General features: G+C 66.9%; 17 protein-coding genes. 5 read left to right on the forward strand and 12 right to left on the reverse strand.

Translation table 11 applies throughout. From position 1 onward, the window contains the following. Positions 1–152: 152 nt before the first annotated feature. Positions 153–560, forward strand: a complete 408-nt coding sequence (locus tag NX778_RS10950) for a hypothetical protein (RefSeq protein ID WP_258811778.1) — start codon at positions 153–155, stop codon at positions 558–560. 106 nt (positions 561–666) lie between these two features. After that, on the forward strand, positions 667–1,752 hold the full coding sequence (locus NX778_RS10955) for a DUF5694 domain-containing protein (protein WP_258811779.1): 1,086 nt from the start codon (positions 667–669) through the stop codon (positions 1,750–1,752). 190 nt (positions 1,753–1,942) lie between these two features. Here NX778_RS10955 and NX778_RS10960 read toward each other — a convergent pair whose 3' ends face one another. From NX778_RS10960 to NX778_RS10970, 3 genes are all read right to left on the reverse strand, one after another. Further along, the gene (locus NX778_RS10960) at positions 1,943–2,728 is read right to left on the reverse strand and encodes a hypothetical protein (protein ID WP_258811780.1); all 786 of its coding nucleotides are present in this window, start codon (positions 2,726–2,728) and stop codon (positions 1,943–1,945) included. A gap of 136 nt (positions 2,729–2,864) precedes the next feature. Next, entirely contained in the window at positions 2,865–3,617 is a 753-nt protein-coding gene (locus NX778_RS10965) for a DUF3108 domain-containing protein (RefSeq protein ID WP_258811781.1), read from the reverse strand. Position 3,618: 1 nt separating this feature from the next. Then, positions 3,619–4,701 carry a DUF3108 domain-containing protein gene (locus tag NX778_RS10970; protein WP_258811782.1) on the reverse strand — a complete coding sequence of 361 codons (1,083 nt, stop codon included), beginning with the start codon at positions 4,699–4,701 and terminating at the stop codon, positions 3,619–3,621. Positions 4,702–4,809: 108 nt separating this feature from the next. Between NX778_RS10970 and NX778_RS10975 the strand changes: the two genes are divergently transcribed. Next, positions 4,810–5,493 carry a PhaM family polyhydroxyalkanoate granule multifunctional regulatory protein gene (locus NX778_RS10975; RefSeq protein WP_258811783.1) on the forward strand — a complete coding sequence of 228 codons (684 nt, stop codon included), beginning with the start codon at positions 4,810–4,812 and terminating at the stop codon, positions 5,491–5,493. A gap of 158 nt (positions 5,494–5,651) precedes the next feature. Next, on the forward strand, positions 5,652–8,900 hold the full coding sequence (locus NX778_RS10980; protein WP_258811784.1) for a patatin-like phospholipase family protein: 3,249 nt from the start codon (positions 5,652–5,654) through the stop codon (positions 8,898–8,900). A 121-nt stretch (positions 8,901–9,021) separates the two neighbouring features. On the opposite strand, the gene NX778_RS10985 is transcribed toward NX778_RS10980, so the two are convergent. The 4 genes from NX778_RS10985 to NX778_RS11000 form a co-directional block, all read right to left on the reverse strand. Then, complete coding sequence (locus NX778_RS10985) at positions 9,022–10,794, reverse strand: tetratricopeptide repeat-containing response regulator (RefSeq protein ID WP_258811785.1); 1,773 nt, start codon at positions 10,792–10,794, stop codon at positions 9,022–9,024. Continuing rightward, positions 10,791–11,495 (reverse strand): sensor histidine kinase, encoded by a 705-nt coding sequence (locus tag NX778_RS10990; RefSeq protein WP_258811786.1) that lies wholly within the window; start codon positions 11,493–11,495, stop codon positions 10,791–10,793. Before NX778_RS10990 ends, NX778_RS10985 begins: the two co-directional genes overlap by 4 nt. 82 nt (positions 11,496–11,577) lie before the next feature. After that, entirely contained in the window at positions 11,578–13,230 is a 1,653-nt protein-coding gene (mnmC1, locus tag NX778_RS10995; protein WP_258811787.1) for an FAD-dependent 5-carboxymethylaminomethyl-2-thiouridine(34) oxidoreductase MnmC1, read from the reverse strand. 2 nt (positions 13,231–13,232) lie between these two features. Next, complete coding sequence (locus NX778_RS11000) at positions 13,233–13,796, reverse strand: DNA-3-methyladenine glycosylase I (RefSeq protein ID WP_258811788.1); 564 nt, start codon at positions 13,794–13,796, stop codon at positions 13,233–13,235. A 115-nt stretch (positions 13,797–13,911) separates the two neighbouring features. On the opposite strand from NX778_RS11000, the gene NX778_RS11005 reads away from it, so the two are divergent. Then, positions 13,912–14,409: an FMN-binding negative transcriptional regulator gene (locus NX778_RS11005; RefSeq protein WP_258811789.1), complete on the forward strand. Its 498-nt coding sequence runs from the start codon at positions 13,912–13,914 to the stop codon at positions 14,407–14,409. Between the two features lie 14 nt (positions 14,410–14,423). On the opposite strand, the gene NX778_RS11010 is transcribed toward NX778_RS11005, so the two are convergent. The 5 genes from NX778_RS11010 to NX778_RS11030 form a co-directional block, all read right to left on the reverse strand. Then, a complete protein-coding gene (locus NX778_RS11010; protein ID WP_258811790.1) occupies positions 14,424–15,293 on the reverse strand; it encodes a DUF4142 domain-containing protein in 870 nt (289 codons plus the stop codon). A gap of 147 nt (positions 15,294–15,440) precedes the next feature. Continuing rightward, positions 15,441–17,090, reverse strand: coding sequence for an acid phosphatase (locus tag NX778_RS11015; RefSeq protein WP_258811791.1), 1,650 nt, complete (start codon positions 17,088–17,090; stop codon positions 15,441–15,443). Positions 17,091–17,297: 207 nt separating this feature from the next. Beyond that, positions 17,298–17,768 carry a DUF4405 domain-containing protein gene (locus tag NX778_RS11020; RefSeq protein ID WP_258811792.1) on the reverse strand — a complete coding sequence of 157 codons (471 nt, stop codon included), beginning with the start codon at positions 17,766–17,768 and terminating at the stop codon, positions 17,298–17,300. A 4-nt stretch (positions 17,769–17,772) separates the two neighbouring features. Beyond that, a complete protein-coding gene (locus tag NX778_RS11025) occupies positions 17,773–18,585 on the reverse strand; it encodes an FAD:protein FMN transferase (RefSeq protein WP_258811793.1) in 813 nt (270 codons plus the stop codon). Further along, entirely contained in the window at positions 18,582–19,118 is a 537-nt protein-coding gene (locus tag NX778_RS11030; protein WP_258811794.1) for an FMN-binding protein, read from the reverse strand. The genes NX778_RS11025 and NX778_RS11030 overlap by 4 nt, the downstream gene beginning before the upstream one ends. Positions 19,119–19,123 lie beyond the last annotated feature (5 nt).

Consider the following 19,123-nt stretch of genomic DNA (forward strand, 5'->3'; position numbering starts at 1 on the left):
AAGGGCGGGCCAGACTCGTCCGCGGGGGCGCCAGTATACCAGTTACAGCCGGGCAAAATACCGAAAAGCCGGGGCCGGCGGGCAATGCGGGGGATACGCAACATTTTCTCGATTACAATCGAATATTGCACACCAGACAACTTAGAGGGCGTATGTGGTCGATGCGAAAGGCTTCCCTGGTATTCGCCGGGCTCGTGCTGTCGGCGGCCGCTGCCGCCCAAGCGCCGGCCGATCCTGCCCTGCAGAAGCAATTGCTGGAGTTGCGCGAACTGGACCAGGGCGCGCTCAGGCAGAACCTGGACGCCACAAAGTTGCGTGCAATACAACATTTGAATAAGGCCCGCCTGCAGGCGATCCTGCGCGCGCGTGGCTGGCCCAGGCTGTCGGCCGTGGGCGACGATGCGGCCCAGGGAGCGTGGCTGATCGTCCAGCATGCGGACGACGATCTGCCGTGGCAGCGCGAGGCCCTGGCGATGATGGAGGCGCTCATACCGAGCAAAGAGGTGCGCAAGTCGGATATCGCCTATCCTCCGCCGCTGCGCTTGATACCGCTGAATTGACCGCCGGTCGCATCCGCCGTGCTGGCGCCAGGGGGCCCGCGTAACATCATGTCATCGTCACCTTGCGGTGATTTATCGACCCATCGAAGAAGAAAGGACGATTGACATGATGCGCCCATTGCTCGGCCTACTACTGGTTGCCACCTTCTGCGCGGCCAACGCCCAGACCAGCACCTACGACACCGCCAGCGTGTTCGATCCCAGTAAGCTCAAAGGTCCTGCGCGCGGTACGCCGAATGAGGTGATGGTGCTGGGCACGGCCCACCTGTCGCAACTGCCCAGGGTCTTCGATCCGGCCTCGCTAGATGGCCTGCTCGATCGGCTGGCCAACTGGCATCCGCAGATCATCGCGATCGAGTCGATGTCCGGTACGCTGTGCGCATCCATGCGCCAGTATCCGGATCGCTATGCGGACACGGTCAAGACCTATTGCTGGGACCCGACGCCGGCGCGCGCCGCGACCGGACTGGACGTGCCGGCCGCAACGCGTGAGATCGACGCCATGCTTGCGCACTGGCCAGTCGCGCCGACCTCGGCGCAGCGGCGCAAGCTAGCCTCGCACTTCCTCGCTGGCGGCGAACCAGCGTCGGCGCTGGTGCAATGGCTGCGCCTGCCGGAGGCCGAACGTCATGCCGGCGACGGCCTCGACGCCTCACTCGTAGCCTTGCTTGAAAAATTCCACACTTGGCACAAAGAAGACGGGCTGATCGCCGCCCCGCTAGCCGCCAGACTCGGCCTGGAGCGTGTGGTGCCGATGGATGACCAGTCAGAGAATCTGCCGGTCGATGACGAAAAGGCCTACGGTGACGCGATCGCGAAGGCCTGGGACAATCCTGCCAACGCCAAGCGCACGCGTGTCGGCACGGAGCTTGACGCCGGGGTGGGCAGCGCTGCAGGGGTCATGGCACTGTACCGCGCCCTGAACGATCGCTCACTAGCGAGGACGGTCTTTGACGCCGACTTCGGCGCGGCATTGGAAGAGCCGTCCGGGCAAGGCTACGGCCGCGTCTACGTCGGTTACTGGGAAACGCGCAACCTGCGCATGGCTGCGAACATCCGTGAAGCGATCGGGGCGCATCCAGGCAGACGCACGCTGGTCATCGTGGGCGCCTCGCACAAGTGGTATCTGCAGGCCTACCTGAACCAGATGCACGACGTCCACATCGTGGACATTGCGCCGATGCTGCGTTGAGTGGGGGCTGGCCGATGGCAGCAATGGGTAATTCTCACGCTGCGGTTTTTTCGGCTGTGACTGTCGGCTCCTGGCCGAACCCGGCCGTTTGCAATGCTCAGGGTACGGCCCGTGTTGCTCTGCTGAATGGCCGGGAAGCCGCGCTTGTGATCAACCTAGTTACGATCGGAGCATGGCCTGGTCGAAGGCTTCATCTGCACCGACGGGTTTCTTTCTCCAAGCTTTCTTTGACCTGCTCGACTGTCAGCACGTCCGGGGCCGAGGGAAGGACCGGCATCCCGTCTGGACCAAAGTGAAAAGGTTCAGGAGCAGCTTCATTTGGGCAGGCCGGCACCGAGGCTGGCAACGAGGCGGCCAATGCGAATAATTGTTGGCGCAGTGGCGTTAGCGCGACATTCGCGTCTATCCAAAGCTCGTAGTACCGCCGGCCCCGCATCCATGACAAGGCAGAAATAGCGTTGCCGGATCCGGCCTGAAAAACGCTCAAGTGGGCTGGGAGCTTGCCGACTCTCTCTGTTTCGTCCTTCGGGTCGCGCCACATACGAGTGCCATCGGCTGACATGTCGTGCTCGAACAGTGTCAGCTTGCGCCCGTCGGGCATTCGAAACCCTCGGTAGAGACGAGATTTGGTACGGTTGACCGCTTCAGCTGTGGCCCCGAGGCTCTTGAGTTTTGCAAAGGGTGTTTTCGACAGGTCGACTGGTTGAAAGGCCAGGCTCTTTACAGCCGCCGCGCTTGGGCTGAACGACATGTCGTAGCGTTTCAGATTTGCTTCGCACACACGTAAGAAGCCGTCCCGACGCACTTCCTCTGCCTGACGGGCCCGGTCCTCGGCAAAGCCGCGGGTGCCCGGCGGCACGCCGAGCCCGCAGCGTTCGCTCGCCGCTCCGGGATTTGCCGAAACGAACACAGCGTGCATCACCAGGCAAAGCCCAATGGCGCTCAAGCCCAGAAACCGCAATCGCTTCACCTGCATGCCGCCCTCCCGTTGAAAGCCGTTTTCACGGAAGAGTAGCAGACCACCAAGCCTGACAAATGCACGGAAACCCACCGAATCGAACCATGGTCATGGCCGCTTGCAAATCAAGCAGTCGCGATCGAAGCAATCGCCGCTACTTCTTCGTGATCTTCTCCACCGACTGCTCTACGTAATCCTTCCCGTCGTCGTTGAACAGCAGCTTGACGGGATACCAATCCTGCGCCGGCGCCAGCCAGATATCGAGCTTCTGTCCCTTGACCGCCTCGGTCTCCTCGCGGATCACGTGCCACGCGTCGAATTCGCCGGCCGGCGTGCTCACTTTCTCTCGCTTGATGAAGCGGAAGATCCACGGATCCGCATCATGCCGCCCCGCGACGAAATACGCCCAGCGCGTGCCGGGCTTGAGCTTGTCCCCCGCCGCCCGCGCCTGCGCGACCAGCTGCCAGGTGACGGAGGTGCGATCCTGCTCGCCGCCCTTCAGCGGATAGGTCTGGTCCCCATCCGAAAAGCTCAGGGTCTTGCTACCACGGTCGAACTTGCTGGTGGTCGCATCATGCCGGAAGCGTTTTTCATAGAACTCCGCCGGCGCCAGGCCATAGCTGTCGATCGCGCCCTCGCTGCGGTTCTCCGTGATCTTGCCCAGGAGGGACACGCGCGATTCCGCCGTCGTGGCGTACTTGCCATCGCCGGCGCGCCAGGTGATCAGCGCCTTTCCGCTGAGCGAAAACCCACCCTGGCGTGCGCTCAGGTTGTAGCTCAGGTCGGCATTGGGCGGCAGTTCGAATGCCCGCTTCTGGACCGGATGATCGTCCTGAGCCCACGCGCCTGCCAGCACTGCCGCCAGCACGAGGACCGCGCCAGCCTGTTTCAACAAATTACGTCGCATATCAACTTCCTGTCATCAAAATCTTGCTTGTGGTCTGGCTCGTCACTGCCCCGCTCGCTTCGGTGTTGCGGATCCGGACAGGGTACCAGCCCCGCTCCGGCGCCAGCCAGATGTCCAGCCGCGAATTGTACGACCCCGGCTTCGGCGGGCGCGACAAATGCCAGACATGCAGCTTGCCCAGCTTGGTGTCGATATCCTCTTCGCCCACCAGCATGAAGTGGTAAACGGTTGCGTCGCGATCTTCGCCGACAAGAATGTCGAGGCCGCCCTTCAATTGGCCCGGATCGGCGCGCGCGATCGCGGCCAGTTGCAACGGCACACTGGCCTTGTCCTGCGCCCCGGCCACCAAAGCGTATTTATTTTGCGACGCCGAGAAGGTGATCGTACTTTCAGGACGGTTGAAATGCGTCGCCGTCATCGAGCGGCCGCGCCGCTTTTCCGTCATCAGCACCGGCGCGAAGCCGCTGTCGACCAGCTTGCCTTCGCTGGTGAGTTCGAGCAGGTTCACGTGCGCGAACAGCAGGCGGATGCCGACATTGAACTGCATACGGTAGCTGCCCACGCCCAGCTTCCAGATGAAATCGGCGTCGCCGGTCCAGTGCGTGCCATCGGCATCGATGCGGTCGACGTCCATCGTCATTTCGGCCGAGGGCGGCAGATCGACGCGGTAGCCGGGCACCGGCGGCGCGGCGGGCGCGGGCGCCGGAGCGGGCGCCGCTTGTGGCGCCGATTGTACGACGGGCGCGGCGGGCCCGGCGCCGCCTTGCACCTGATCACCGGGTTCGGCCGCGGGCGGCGGCGCGGGATCCGTGGGGGCCAACGTGACCTGTACCGGGGGCGGTGGTGGACGGCGCGGCGGCAAGGGTTCGCTGCGCAGCGGCAGCGGCAGCGGCTCCGGCGGCGGCAGCGGCTTGGGAGGCGTCGGCAGCAGTTCCGCCAGCAGTTCCGGCTCGTCCAATATGTGCACGCGGCGATGACCGAGCTGGCCACTGAACCACGTGAGCACAGTCCAATGCAACAGCACGATGAGCGCGCCAAGCACCAGCGCGCGCCGCCGGTGGAGTCGGAAGAATGCGGAGCTCATCCCCGTAGTGTAGCCTGTTCGCACAGCGGGCCCGCGTATGCACGCACGCGGTTTTTTGTGGCGCCGTGCGTAATCTGCTACGCTAGGCCCACACATCAGGAGACCGCCATGCTCAAGCCACCAGTGCCGCCCATTCCCGGAATGACGGACACGCTCGAGTTCGTCAAGAACCTGTGGAGCGGCATGAACGTCCCGGGCGTCGGCATGCCGGGCATGGCCGACGCCACGCTGTCCACCGATGCCCTCGACAAGAAGATCGCGGACCTCAAGGCCATCGAAGCCTGGCTCAATATGAACACGTCGATGCTGCGCGCGACCATCCAGGGACTGGAGGTTCAGCGCGGCACGCTCGGCGCGCTCAAGTCGATGAGTGCGACCATGGCGCAGGCCATGAGCCAGGCCAGCGAGCAGGCAGCGGCCGCGGCGGCACTCAATCCTTTCATGGCGGGCGCGACGACGCCGGGCACTGGTGCGTCGACGGGCAAAGGCCAAGATGGTACGCAGGCCAAGGGCAAGGCAGGGTCTGCCAAGTCCAATGGCGAAGGCGGCGCCAAGTCCGCCGATCAAGCGGGCGCGCAGGCGGGCAGCCAGGGTGCGCAGGGCGGGCCAGCCGGCGAGGCTGTGCCACCGGGCATGCCGGGCTTGCCGGCGGCAATGGCTTGGTGGAATCTGCTGCAGGATCAGTTCACGCAGGCAGTCACTGGCGCGATGGCTGCCAACAGCGCGGCCACGGCGGCCAAACCCGGGCCGGGGCCGGCCGAACCGCCGAAGGATGGCGCGGCCAAGACCTGAATCTCTTCTCCTCTTGCCATGCCCACGCGCAGCTTCATTGATCTGACAGCAATCCCCACTTCCGAAAACATGCTCCACTGACCAGTAGCGGCCGGGACAGCCGCGGTTCGCGCCTGCCCGCTCGTCCCCGCCGCGCTCGATTGAGCCGTGGAGGGTGCGTGCCGTACATCGACTACACCAGCCTCACGCCCGACCAGGTGGCCGACGTGCGGCGCAAGCTGGAAAGCGCCGGTATCGACGTGCCCCCGACCGCGGCCACGCTCGCCCAGCTCGATGATGCGCTCGCCGCCTTCCGCGCCCGCGAAGGCATCACCGCCGACGGCCCGCTCGACCAGGCCACCTGGCGCCGCCTGAACGCCCTGTCCGGCTGCGTGTTCACCGAAGTCTTCCAGAACGAACTCGACCTGCTGCGCCCCCGTCCCGATGGCGGCGCCGGTCCCGACCAGGTGGCCCCGGCCTGCCGCACCGAAGTGCTGCGGCGCGCACACGCGGCCGGGCTCACGGGGCTCGCGCTGTCCGGCGGCGGCGTGCGCAGCGCCACCTTCAACCTCGGCGTGCTGCAGGCGCTCGGCGAACAGCAGCTGCTGCGCGACTTCGACTACCTGTCCACCGTGTCCGGCGGCGGCTTCATCGGCGGCTGGCTGTCCAAGTGCATCCGCGAAAAGCATGGCGACGTGCGCGCGGTCGAAGCCATGCTCACGCCCGGCGCCGCCGGCGAAGCGGTGGAAGCCGAACCGGCCGAGATCCAGTTCCTGCGCCAGTACAGCAACTACCTGTCGCCGCGCTCCGGCATGTTCAGCGCCGATGCCTGGACCCTGATCGGCATCTACGTGCGCAACACGGGCCTGAACCTCGCGATGCTGCTGGCCTGGCTGTGCGCCCTGCTCCTGCTGCCGCGCTTTGCGGTGTGGGCCGTCAACGGCATCGTCGGCGCCAGCGCGCCGTGGGCCGCGTGGTCCGATCCGGCGTGGATGCTCGGCACCGGCGCCTTCCTGTTCGCGGTGTTCTGCATCGCGCTGTCGATCTCCAGCAGGCCGGAAAGCGCGGACGGCCAGCGCTGGTTCCCGGTCAACCAGGGCGCGGTCCTCTGGTACATCAACTTCCCGCTGCTGCTGTCCGGCTTCCTGGTCAGCATCGGGCTGTGGCGCCACGGCGGCACCATGCCCTGGATGCTGAACCGCCTGCTGGCGCGCCAGCTCGAATGGCGCCTGGCCTGGCTATTGGCGCCGGGCGCGGTCTACTTCATCGTGTGGGCCTGCGGCTGGTATCTCGCGCACGACCGCCTCAGTCCCTACCGGCGTGCCGGCTATGCGACGTGCGCCGCGGCGCTGGCACTGGTGGTGGCCGTCATGCTGGGCGGGACGCTCGAATTCGCGCCCGGCGTGGCCGAGCACGCGATCGCGCACGACAGCGCCTACATGCTGGCGCGCTGCTGGATCCCGGCCGCGGCGATCGCGCTGCTGCTGGCCGCCGCCGCCCTCGCGGTGCCGGGCTGGCGCCGCAAGCGCGCCGCGCCGGACATCACGCGCACCGACGTCCACGAGGCCCTGTCCCACTTCCTGAGCGCGATGTTCGCACTCACCATCGGCACCCTGCTGCTGCTCGGCGGGCTGGCGCTGCTGCCGAATCCCGCGCAGCACCCGATCCTCAATAACGCGGTCGCCCTGACCACCTTCGGCATGCCGCTGATGATGACGCTGTTCTCGGTCACCACAACGCTGATGATCGGCCTGATCGGCCCCCTCTACAGCGACGCCAGCCGCGAATGGTGGAGCCGCCAGGGCGCCTGGACCACCATCTTCACCATCACCTGGATGATGATGTTCGGCGCCGCCTTCTTCCTGCCGCCGCTGGTGCACTGGGCCTGGCTGACCTGGCATCCGCTGGCCAATCTCGGCGCCGCCATCGGCTGGCTGGCGATGACGTGGTTCGGCCTGAAGGCTGGCAGCATGGGCGGCCAGCTGCCCGGCATCGGCATGACGCGGCTGGAGCTGGCCGCACGCGTCGCGCCCTACGTGTTCTCATTCGGGATCTTCGCGCTGCTGGCGACGCTGGTGCAGCTGTCGGTGGCCGCGCCGGAGCTGGCCTGCCCGGCGCCGACGCTGGCCTGCGTCTACGCCTCGCACGCCAGCGCCAGCCTGCAAACCGACGGCGCCACGCTGGCCGTCGCCTTCGGCCTGTGCCTGTTCGCGGCCGTGGTGCTGGGCTGGCGCGTCGACATCAACAAATTCTCGCTCTACATGCTGTACCGGAACCGCGTGGTGCGCGCCTATTTCGGCGCCAGCAGCATGCACCGCAAGCCACATCCCTTCACCGGCTTCGACCCCAACGACGACCCGCAGCTGGCCGACCTGCAGGACCAGCTGCCCTACCACATCATCAACACCTCGCTGAACCTGGTCAGTGGCGAGGAGCTGGCCTGGCAGACGCGCAAGGCCGCGTCATTCGCCTTCACGCCGCGCTACTGCGGATTCGAGATGCCGCTGATGCCGGCGCAAGGCGCGAACCTGGCGCTGCATGAAGCGCAACGCGGCACCTTCCGGCCGACGCGCCAGTACGCCTCGCGCGCCGGCAAGGGCGTGGACGACGACGCCAAGGTGCGGTTGGGGATGGCGGTGGCGCTGTCCGGCGCGGCGGCCAGCCCGAACATGGGATCGCACTCGTCGCCGCCGCTGAACTTCCTGATGACGATGTTTAACGTGCGGCTCGGGCGCTGGTGTCCCAATCCGCGCAAGGCGGCGTGGAAGCGCTCGTCGCCGCCGATCGGGCTGTTCAGCCTCCTGGCGGAGCTGTTCGGGATGACCAATGCGGACGCCAGTTACGTGTACCTGTCGGATGGCGGCCACTTCGAGAACCTCGGCATCTACGAGCTGGTACGGCGGCGCTGCCGGCTGATCGTGGCGGTGGACGTGGCCAGCGACCGGACGCTGGCCTTCGAAGACCTCGGCAATGCGATCCGCAAATGCGCCACCGATTTGCATGTGACGATCGACCTCGACGTCTCGCGCATGGAGCTGGTGAAGGGCACGGACCTGTGCGGCGCGAGCTGCGCGGCGGGCACGATCTGCTACAGCCATGTGGATGAGGGAGGCGTGGACGGCACGCTCCTGTACATCAAGCCGGCCATCGTCGGTAACGAGAACGCTGATGTGCTCAACTACCGCAAGGCCCATCCCGACTATCCGCACCAGAGCACGGCGGATCAGTGGTTCGACGAGGCGCAGTTCGAAAGCTATCGCGCGCTGGGGTATCACATCGCGAAGGAGGCGCTGTCGCGGGCAGCGGAGGTATCAAAGGTGCCGGGGATGCGCAGGGACGTGGACCAGTTATGCGCGGAGCTGATGCGCCAGCACGCGGGGAGGCTGGCGCCTTCGCCAGCCGGTGCGGGGGCGGCTACGGGCGCCTGATCTCACCAATAACAAGGCACGTCGAGACGGGGACCCATGCTGAGTCAGAGGGCCTGCGGCGATCTGCGATGCGGCAACTCAAGCTGTCCATGGGTCTCCGCCTGCGCGGGGACGACGGCTTTCAGGATAACTGTATTGCAGCCGGCTGCTCGTCGTCCAGCAAATCGAGAGGATGCGCGTCCGGCGGCACCGGCTCCGCAGCCGGCTGCGCTGGATCCAGCAGTCCAGGAACCACCGCCTCCACCTGCGGCGCCAGCGCCGCCAAGTGCTCCATCAACTGCGCGAAACGCTGCTGCCCCGGCTGCAAGTGGTCGACGTGCGACAGCACCTCGTAGGCCTCCTGCGCCATCGCCTCGTCGTAGCCGTGCTGCTCCAGGTGCGAGATCAGCACCTGCGCCGCGTTGAACAGGATGCGCTGGTTGTTGGGCACCGCGCGCCGCGCGTTGCGCATCCACTCGACCGCTTCGTGCAGCCTGCCGGTCTTCCACAGCAGGACGCCCTGGTTCATCAGGTCCGACGCTTCCTTGCGCGACGCCCGGATGATGGCCTCGCCCTCCTCGCCCATGCGCGCACGTTCGAACAGCTTGCGCACCTGCTCCAACAGCACCGGATGATCATGGTTGTTGCGGATGACGTAGGACAGCAGCTCCACCGGCGCGTCCTTCACGCCGACCGCGAACAGCAAGGTCGCCATCTCCATGCAGGTCGGGATGTCGGGCCGCTCGGCGGTTTCGCGCAGCATCTGCTCAAGCTCGTCGCCGGACTTGCGCGCACGCCGGTAGTCGCCGCTCTCGTGGTACACCAGGCCCTCGGTGATCTTGGCGCGCAGCTGGATGTCCAGGTGCTCGCCGGCGAAATCGCGCTGCGCCTGCGACAGCAGCTGCAGCGCCTCCTTGGTGTCGTTCTTCAGGCCGCACACGCGCGCCAGCCCGAGATAGGCATCCGGCGTCTTGTTGACCGAGTACTCTCCCACCGAGATGCACTTGCGGTAGGCCTTCTCGGCCAGCGCCATGTTCCCGATCTTCAGGCTGACGTTGCCGAGGTTGCGCTGGCGCGTCACGGAATTGGGCGACAGCTTTGCGGCGCGCTCCAGCACCGCGCAGGCCTCGTCCAGCTGTCCCATCCCTTCGAAGGACTTGGCCAGGTTGTCGTAGGCGTCGAGGTACCAGCTGTTCTCCGCGATCACGCCCTGGAACATCTGGCGCGCCTGCTCGAATTCGCCGTTGGCCAGGCGGATCTTGGCCAGCCCGATGCGCGCCCACTGGTATTCGCGCTGCGCCAGCACCTGCTCGTAGGCGGCGCGCGCCTTGTCCGGCTGGCCGCTCTTCTCCATCAGCCGCGCCTTCATGCGCAGCAGTTCGATCTCGTGCGCCTTGTGCGCCGCGATCTGCTCGTCGCACAGGCGCGCCGCATGCAGGTAGGCGCGTTCGGCATAGGCCTGGTCGATGGCGCGGAACACCTGCTTCTTGTGCCACACGCGGTTCAGGCGCGTGAGCAGCACGCCTTCCGTGATCGGCTTGATGAGATACGCATCCGGCTGGTGCTCGGCCGCGCCCACCACCGATTCGACGCTCTTCTCGGCCGTGACCATGATCCACACCGTGCTCGGGTTGACCAGGTTGCGCACCCGCGATTCCTCCAGCACCTGCTGGCCGTTCTTCCCCTCGCCCAGGTAGTAGTCGCACAGGACCACGTCGTAGCGCGTGCGCGTCAGCAGCGCCATCGCCTCGCCGCCGCTGGTGGCCTGGTCGATGCTCCTCGCGCCAAGGCTGCGCAGGCTTTCGCGCAGCAGCTGGCGCATACCGGCGAAGTCGTCGACGACCAGGTAGTTCTTCGAGGCCCAGTCGACCTGATTCTCGGGACCTGTGGTGGAGAGGAGCGGGACCGCGTTCATGGCAGCCTGAGGATGAAGCAGCCGCCCCCGTAGCGGCCACCGTTTTCGAGCCGCAGGTCGCCGTGGCGGCCGCGGTGGCGGTGCATCTTCGCCACTTCGCTCGAAAAATACAGGCCCAGGCCCGCGCTGTTGGTCAGGAAGTTCACGCCGTTGGAAGCGCCGTGCATGGCGGCGACGCCGGCGTCCAGCATCGACTGCGGATAGCCCATGCCGTTATCCTCCAGCCGCAGTTCGAGGAAGCCGTCGACCTCGCGGATGACGAGCAGGATTCGGTCGCGCGTGTAGTTGGTGGCGTTGTGGATCGCATGCGACATCACGCCGATGATCAGGTCTTCGTCGAAATGCCAGACCAGGTGCGGATCGCAGTCGATCTCCAGCGTGACGCCGCGCGACTGCAGCAGCACCCGCTCGCTCGCCGCCACTTGCTCGGCCAGCTCGCCCACTTCCAGCGGCTGCATGTCGAAGGGGTACTCGGGCGTGCCGACCTGCTTGTACAGGGCCAGCAGCTGCATCAGCTGGTTGTTCAGGCGGCGCGTCTGGTGCAGCATGTGCGCCATGCGCGGATAGGCCGGCGCCGCCTGCGGCGCGTCGACCAGCAGCTGCTCCAGCGTCCCGGACAGGATGCTGATCGAATTCTTCATGTCGTGCGCAGTCGACGCCAGGAACAGGAACAGCTCGTGTGCGCGGGATTGGTCTTCCATCGCTTAACCTGGACGGGCCAGGCCATAAAAAGTTTCCTTGCGGAAAATTATAGCGCGGATGTCGTTTTGGTATTGCGATTTGTCAGTCGTACACGGGATTGGGCCCCCGTGGGGCGCGGCGTGCACGCAACACAAAGCGCGCCGGATCGAGGGCGTCGACAAGGTTTGCTTCCAGCGGCAGCGGTTCGCCCTCCAGCGATGCCGCCAGCAGCTCGGCCGCCAGCGGCGCCCAGGTCAGGCCGCGCGAGGCGTAGCCGAGCAGGCCATACAGGCCGGGGTGGCGCGGCACGTCGCGCAGGCGCTCGGTGCCGCCGGCGGCGTCGAAGTCGGGCAGGCGTCCGATGAGCGGCAGCCGGTCCGGCGCCACGGTGCGAAAGCCGACGCGGCCCGCGAGCGGGGCATCGGCGGCGGCGAGCGGGTCGGACAGCAGCGCGCGCAGCTTGGCCAGGTTGTCGTCATGGCTGGACTGGCGCAGCGCGGGATCGGGATCGAGGTCGTAGGTCGCGCCGGCGCAGCAGATGCCATGCGAGGCCGGCGTCACGTAGGCTTCGCGGCACAGCACCAGCGGCAGCGCCGGCAGGGTATCGGCCACGATGTGCGAGACCTGGCCGCGCAGCACGTCCAGCGGCAACGGCGCCGTTTGCGGGAAGTCCCTGGCGCCGGCGCCGCTGGCGAGGATCACGGTCGGCGCCTGGCCCAGCACGGCGCCGCCGGCATCAACCACCTGCCATTCGCCATCCGCGCGCTCGAGCCGCACGCTGCCGGCGCCGAAACGCGCGTCGAGCCGACCGCCGCAGGCAGCGAGCATGGCGTCGCAGACGCTGCCGGGGCGCGCCCAGCCGCCCTGCGGGAACAGCCAGCCTCCCTCAAGCGCGGGCAGCCCGAGCATGGCGCCCGCCTCTCCCGCTTCGAGCCAGCGCGCGAATTCGGGCGGGTAGCGGCCCTCGGCCGCGATCGCGCGCGCGGCCTGCGCATGGGCCGCGTCGCGCGCCAGTTGCAGCACGCCGCAGGCCGCGCCTTCGATCGCGCGGCCGATGCCGCCAATGGTGTCCCAATACTGCAGCGCGTACAGATAGGCCGCGCGCACCAGCCGCGTCGGGATATTGTCGTCCCGCGACACCAGCGGCATGAAGATGCCGGCGTGGTTGCCGGACGCTTCCATCGCGGGCCGTCCGTGCCGCTCGACGAGCGTGACCTGCCAGCCGCGCGCGCACAGGCGCTCGCACGCGGCCGCGCCGGCGATCCCGGCACCGATGACGATCGCGCGGCGCGGCGGCGCCGGCGCCACCGGCAGGCGCGGCTTGCGGCTGGCGAAGTGCGCGCGGCCGGCGCCGTCGAACACGAAGCCTTGCGCGGCCAGCGCATCAAGCTGTTCCGCTGCCAACCCATCTTCCGCGAGCAGCGCATCGGCGGCGGCAATGCGCGCCAGCGGCCGCGCGAAAGCCGCGCCCTCGTCCGCGATGCCGTGCAGGCGGATGAAGTCGAGTCGCGCCGACAGCTGTGCCAGCGCGGTGTCGAGCGGTGCGCTCAACAGGTCCAGCGTGAGGCCGGCATCAGCTTGGGGAATGCGATGGAAGCCCGGCATGCGGTCGCGCGCGATGGCGACCACGTGCAGGCGCGCCGGCCGCTGCGGATCGTCGCGCCACGCCTGCAGTAGCGCACGCACGCCGCTGCCGTCGCCGTAAGCGCTGTCGAAAACCGTGTAGCGCTCGCGGCCGCGCCAATGCGCCAGCATGTTCAGCGCCCTGAATGGCAGAAGCACTCGGGATCATGGTCGTCGACCATGCCGATGCCCTGCATGTAGGCGTAGATGATGGTCGAGCCGACGAACTTGAAGCCGCGCTTGCCGAGGTCCTTCGAGATGCGGTCCGACAGATCGGTGCGCGCCGGGCGCTCGCCCCTGGCCCAGCGGTTCACGATCGGCTTGCCGTCCACCTGCGACCACAGGTAGTGGTCGAGCGTGAGCCCATCGGCGCGCATGCGCAGGTAGGCTTGCGCATTGCTGATCGCCGCCGCCACCTTGAGCCGGTTGCGCACGATGCCGGGATTGGCCAGCAGCTCGGCTACCTTGGCCTCGCCGTAGGCCGCGATCTTGTCCACATCCCAGCCGCAGAAGGCCGCGCGGTAGTTCTCGCGCTTGTTGAGGATGGTCTCCCACGACAAGCCGGCCTGCGCGCCTTCGAGGTTGAGCATCTCGAACAGGCGCAGCTCATCGTGGCATGGCACGCCCCATTCCGTGTCGTGGTAATCGAGGTAGCGCGGGTTGGCCGGATTGGCCCAGCTGCAGCGAATTTTTGTCATGGCTGAGAGTATAAATCACCACTCCTGGCCAAGCGCGGTTAAGATGGCGGATGATTTTTTGCGGAGGACGAATCATGCGCACCGCAGCTCAAGCACGGCATCCGGAGCACGGCTGATGTACACGCCACGCCATTTCGAGGAAACGCGGCTGGACGTGATGCACGCGCTGATCGCCGCCCATCCATTCGGCGCGCTGGTGCGCGTCGGCCCCAACGGCATGGATACCGATCACCTTCGCTTCGACATCGTCGCGCCATGCGACGAGTCGCCGCGCGGCACCTTGCGCGCGCATGTCGCCCGCGCCAATCCGGTCGCGCGGGAAGCCGGTTCCGAAGTGATGGTGATGTTCGCCTCACCGTCCAGCTATGTTTCGCCCGGCCCGGCGTGGAATTACGCGGTCGTGCACGCACACGGCCGCCTGCGCGTGATGGATGATCCCGCCTGGTTGCGGGATCTGGTCGAGCGCCTGTCGTACCGCTACGAGGAGATGCTCAAGGCCATCGTCGGCATCGAGATCCCGATCGGACGGATCGAAGCAAAATGGAAGGTCAGCCGGGCGCGCAGCGAAACCTTGCACGCGACGCCTGTTGAGAGAGATACCGTCCGCGGGTAACGCAGACTACGCGCCTACTTGCCGGACTTGGTGTTGGCCATTGCCGACTTGTCCTGCTCGGCCGACTTCAGGTGTTGCTCCACCACCGGCAGCATCTTGTCCGCCAGGCCCTTGACGTCACTGTCCCTGGCCTTCTTCGAATCGCTCATCAGCTTGCCATGCACGGCCTTGTGGTCGGACACGCCGGCCTGCGACATATAGGCCTTGTCGAAGGCCGTGCCGCTCATCGCTTCCAGCTTGGCGGACATGGCCTTGTGCTTGGCGTCCGGCTCCGTCGGCAGGGTGACGCCCTTCTGCTGCGCGACCTGCTGCACGTCGTTCAGCGCCTTGCTGTGGTCATCGATCATCTGCTGCGCGAAGGTCTTGACCTGGTCGTTCTGGCTCTTGCTTTGCGCCAGCTTGGCGGCCTCGATCTCGTCGATGTTCGCCTGCGCCATATCCTTGAGGATTTTTTCGTCGGCCTTGCTCAGCGAAGAAGAGCCGGTGCTGCCGCTGGCGCCGCTCGCGCCGCTGGTGTGGTCGCGGCGCTTTTCCATGCCCATGCTATTGGTATTGCCCATGGTGCCGCCCGCCATGGTCTTGCCGGTGGTGTTGGGATTGCCGGCGCCCGTCGTGTCCTGGACATTGTGCAAGGTATTGCCGCTGCCGCTGCCGCTGCGCGTGCTCTGCATGCTGCTGCTGCCCGCTTTCTCGTCCTTGCCGACGCTATTCGTGTTGCCGGCCGTGCCCTCACGCGTCGTCTGGCCGGTCTGGGCGGTGGCGTCCTGGCCGGTGCCGGAAGCATTGCTCGATCCGCCGGTCTGCGCCTGCACGCCGAATGCACTGAACATTGCCGCCACAGCTGTTACTGCTAGCAGTTTCTTCAACACCTTTTTCTTATGCATCTTGCTCTCCTGTTATTAAATTTATACATGGACCGGATCAGGCTGCGAGTGTATCGCCGCCCTTTTTTGGGCAGCGCCCGGTAGCCCCCGAGCAAGGCACAAAAAAAGCCAGGCGCGCAGCCTGGCTTTGCCGAGGTAAGGCGCGCTTCAGCGGAAGCTGAGCGCCGCAGTCAGATCGCCCGGCGGACGCGCGCCGCGCGCGGCGAACGCGGCGTTGCGGGCCGCGATGCCTTCCAGCAGCGGCAGGCCGTGCAGGCGCGTGATGAAGCGCAGGATCGAGGTCGTGTCGTAGAAGTTGTGGTCCACATTGCCCCGCTTCGCATGCGGCGACACGATGATCGCCGGGATGCGCGAGCCAGGACCCCAGCGGTCGCCCTTGGGCGGCGCCACGTTGTCCCACCAGCCGCCGTTCTCGTCGAAGGTGATCACGACCACCATGTCCTTCCACTGCGGCGATTTCTTCAGGTGCTCGATCACATTGGCCACGTGGGCGTCGCCCGACTCGATGTCGGAATAGCCGGCATGCAGGTTCAGGTTGCCTTGCGGCTTGTAGAACGCGACGGCCGGCAGGCGCCCCGCAATCGCGTCGGCGATGAACTTATTGGAGATCGGGCTGTCGCCCAGGCCGGCATCGCGCAGATGTTTGGCGCGCGCGGCGGTGCCCGGTGCAAACTGCTTGAAGTAATTGAGCGGCTGGTGGTGGTACTGGAAATTCGGCCGGCTGCCCTCGCCGCGATGCTCCAGCGCCGCTTGCCAGGCGCCGGCGTACCAGGCCCAGGACACGCCGCGTGCCGACAGCAGGTCGCCGATCGTGTCGTAAGCCTGCGGCGGCAGCACGGAAGGATTCTGCGGATCGGCGGCCGACGCATCGCCACCCGGCGCCGGCCGCACCCAGCTCGGCTGATACGGCGGCGCCATCGTGTTGATCGTGTAGCCGTCGGGCGTGATGTCGCCGTCGCTGACGAACTTCGGCTTGCCTTCGAGCGCCGAGCGCGGGCTGTCGTGCGCAAGCGTGAGCTGCACGCCGGTCGGGCCGTCGTCCAGCGCGGCAATGAGTTTTTTGGCCGGCGAGTTGGCCGCATCGGGATACGCGGGCGGCCGCGCCGCGACGAGGAACTGGTGGTTCAGGTAGGAGCCGCCGAAGGCCGCCATGAAGAAGTTGTCGCACAGCGTGAACTCGCGCGCGATCTGCCACAGGCCGAGGTTCTTGTGCGTCTCGCCGTAGTAGCCCATCACCAGGCCGCCGGCATTGCCCCAGGCCGCGAAGCCATCGTTCTTGCCGCCGTTGATCTGCATCTGGTTCTGGTAGAAGCGGTGCCACAGGTCGCGCGTCACCAGGCCTTCCGGCAGCGGATTGCCTTCCGCATCCTTGAGCGTGAACGGTGCATTGGGCAGGCCGCTGATCTGCTCTTCCTTGATCAGGTAGTCCTTGCCGCCGATGTTCTGGCGCGCCGGCACCATGCCGCCCCACACCTTGGGCAGCGTCGGCAGCACCGAGCCGTCGCGGTCGCGCTGGGCCGCCGCGGCGGGCGCTACCGCTGACAGCGGCAGCGCCGTGCCCGGGAAGTTCGCGAACAGGTTGTTGAAGCTGCGGTTCTCAAGATAGATCACAACCACGTTCTTCACATGCGCCCGGAGCTTGGCGTCGAGCGAGGTGGCGGCGACGGCGGCTTCGGCTGGCGCGTGCGGCAGCGTGGTCGACAAGCCGACCGCCGCAGCCGCCTGGAAGATGCGGCGGCGCGCCGGGTTCTCGGGAAGGTCGGCGTCGTCGCGCTGGTCGTGATCGAGGTCTTGCACGTTCTCTCCTGGGAAGGCTGGCGGAAACCGCCGGGGAGCCGTAATTATCCTTCTTTTTTTCCCGAAGGCAAAAATCTAAAACCGCGTCGCACGCCTGTCACATCCGGCCTGCACAATCCGTTTCGCTCCTGGGGAAAGAGCGGCAACATCGGCAGCGCGAGCTGCCCTACCGGCGCCGGCGGTCGGGAAATATACCGGCACCAAACACTACTCGGCCACGCTCTTGCGGCCGACCACGATGTGCAGCACGAACAGCAGCGCGACCGCCAAGCCGGCCGCCCAGTGCAGCACCGACCACAGCGGGCGATCGGCCTCGCCGGCGAGGTAGTACAGGCCGTAGCCGGTCACGAGCAGGAACAGCAGGATCGCCACCAGGGACCAGCCGACCAGCAGATTGCGGCCCGCCTTGACCGCGCGCCGGACATGCAGGTGCAGCAGGCTGCCGGTGAAGAACAGCGTGGCCATCGCGGCAGCGCCGTGCAGCTTCATCGCCCATGGCTCAAGCGGGTTGACGGTCTCGCCGAATTCGCTCACCGGCCGCATGAAGTAGCGCAGCACCAGCCAGGCCACGCCGGACAGGAACAGCACCGCGCCGGTCACGTAGACCGTGCGGCGGTGCCAGCGTTCGAGCCGGAAGCCGAAGCGCTTGCTGGCGGCGGCGGGAGGAGTCCTGTTCATCGCATCAAATCAAAAAAGCGCTGGCCTCGCATGCGGACAGCGCGGGGTGGCGCACGTCGCCGGTGGCCAGCACGACCTTGGTCAGCGCGTCGGCCAGCACGCAGCGCGGCGCGCGCACCGAGGCGCTGCGATCGTTCACGATGGCCGTGCCGTCGCGGGCGTCGACCAGTGCGCTGACCATCACGCGGCCATCGACTTCGCGCGACGAAAAATAGCTGCCGGAGGTGGCGAGCGCGCAGTCTTCCAGCTCCAGCACCGCGGCGGCCACGCCCGGATTGCGCGGCGAGCGGATCGACACCGGCAGGCGCAGCTCGCCGAACACGCGCAGGTCGCCGCCCGCATTCACGCAGCCGGAGCGCACGCCGGCCCGCTGCAGGCATTCTACCGCGAGGTCGACCGCATAGCCCTTGGCGATGCCGCCGAGGTCGATCCATCCGGCGGCCAGCTTGCGCACCACGCCCTCCCGCTCCAGCGCCAGCACCCGCTCGAATTTCAGGACCGCGGGCGACGTGGCTTGCGGCGCCGGCAGCACCTGCCACGCCACCAGCCGCGGCGCGCAGGCGATGTCGAAAGCGCCGCCGGACAGCCGCCCGATATCGGCCGCGATGCGCAACACTTCCCAGGTATCGCGGTCGATGTGCACCGTGTCGCCCGGCGCGGCGCGGTTGATGCGCGAGACGTCGCTGTGCGCATCGTGAAAACTCATCAGCCCGTGCACGCGCGCGATGGCCGCGAACGCGTCGGTCAGCGCATCATGGCTGCCCTCCGCGCTGATCTCGACCATGGTGCCCAGCCAGGGCTGCGCGCGCCGGATCATTTTGCCAGCGCCACCTGCGCCACCGCGGCGATGCGGCGCACGCCGTCCGTGATATGGGTGCACGACAGCGTGGCGCCGCTGATATTGGCGATGCCGCCGCCGATCGCGAGCCCGCCGCTTTTCGCGCTCTTGCCCACGAACTGGCGGCGCCACGCGGGCAGCCGCACTTCCGCGCCGTGGCTTTCGCGGTAAGCCAGGATTTCGACCTGGCGGATGCTGGCGTCCGGATTGACGCCGACCGCGTACGAGATCAGCTCGAACTTGCCGACCACGTCGTCCAGCACCACGTAGCCGAGCACCGTGGCGCCCTTCATCGCGGCCACCACGCGCCACTGCACCGAGCGCGCCGGCAGACCGGCCAGCTGCTCGACCTGCTTCATCTGCGCCGCGTCCAGCGCCAGCGGGTGCGGACGGAAGGCGTCAGCGTCGGGGAAGATCAGCTTCTGCGCTTCCTCGGCGCTCAGGTACTGCGTTGCAAACGCGGGTGCGCTGGCGGCGCCTGCGATCAACACTGTCAGCGGTACGTAGCGCATCGCTC

Origin of the sequence: Massilia terrae, from assembly GCF_024753145.1 — a bacterium.
In the GTDB taxonomy this organism is placed as follows: domain Bacteria; phylum Pseudomonadota; class Gammaproteobacteria; order Burkholderiales; family Burkholderiaceae_D; genus Telluria; species Telluria terrae.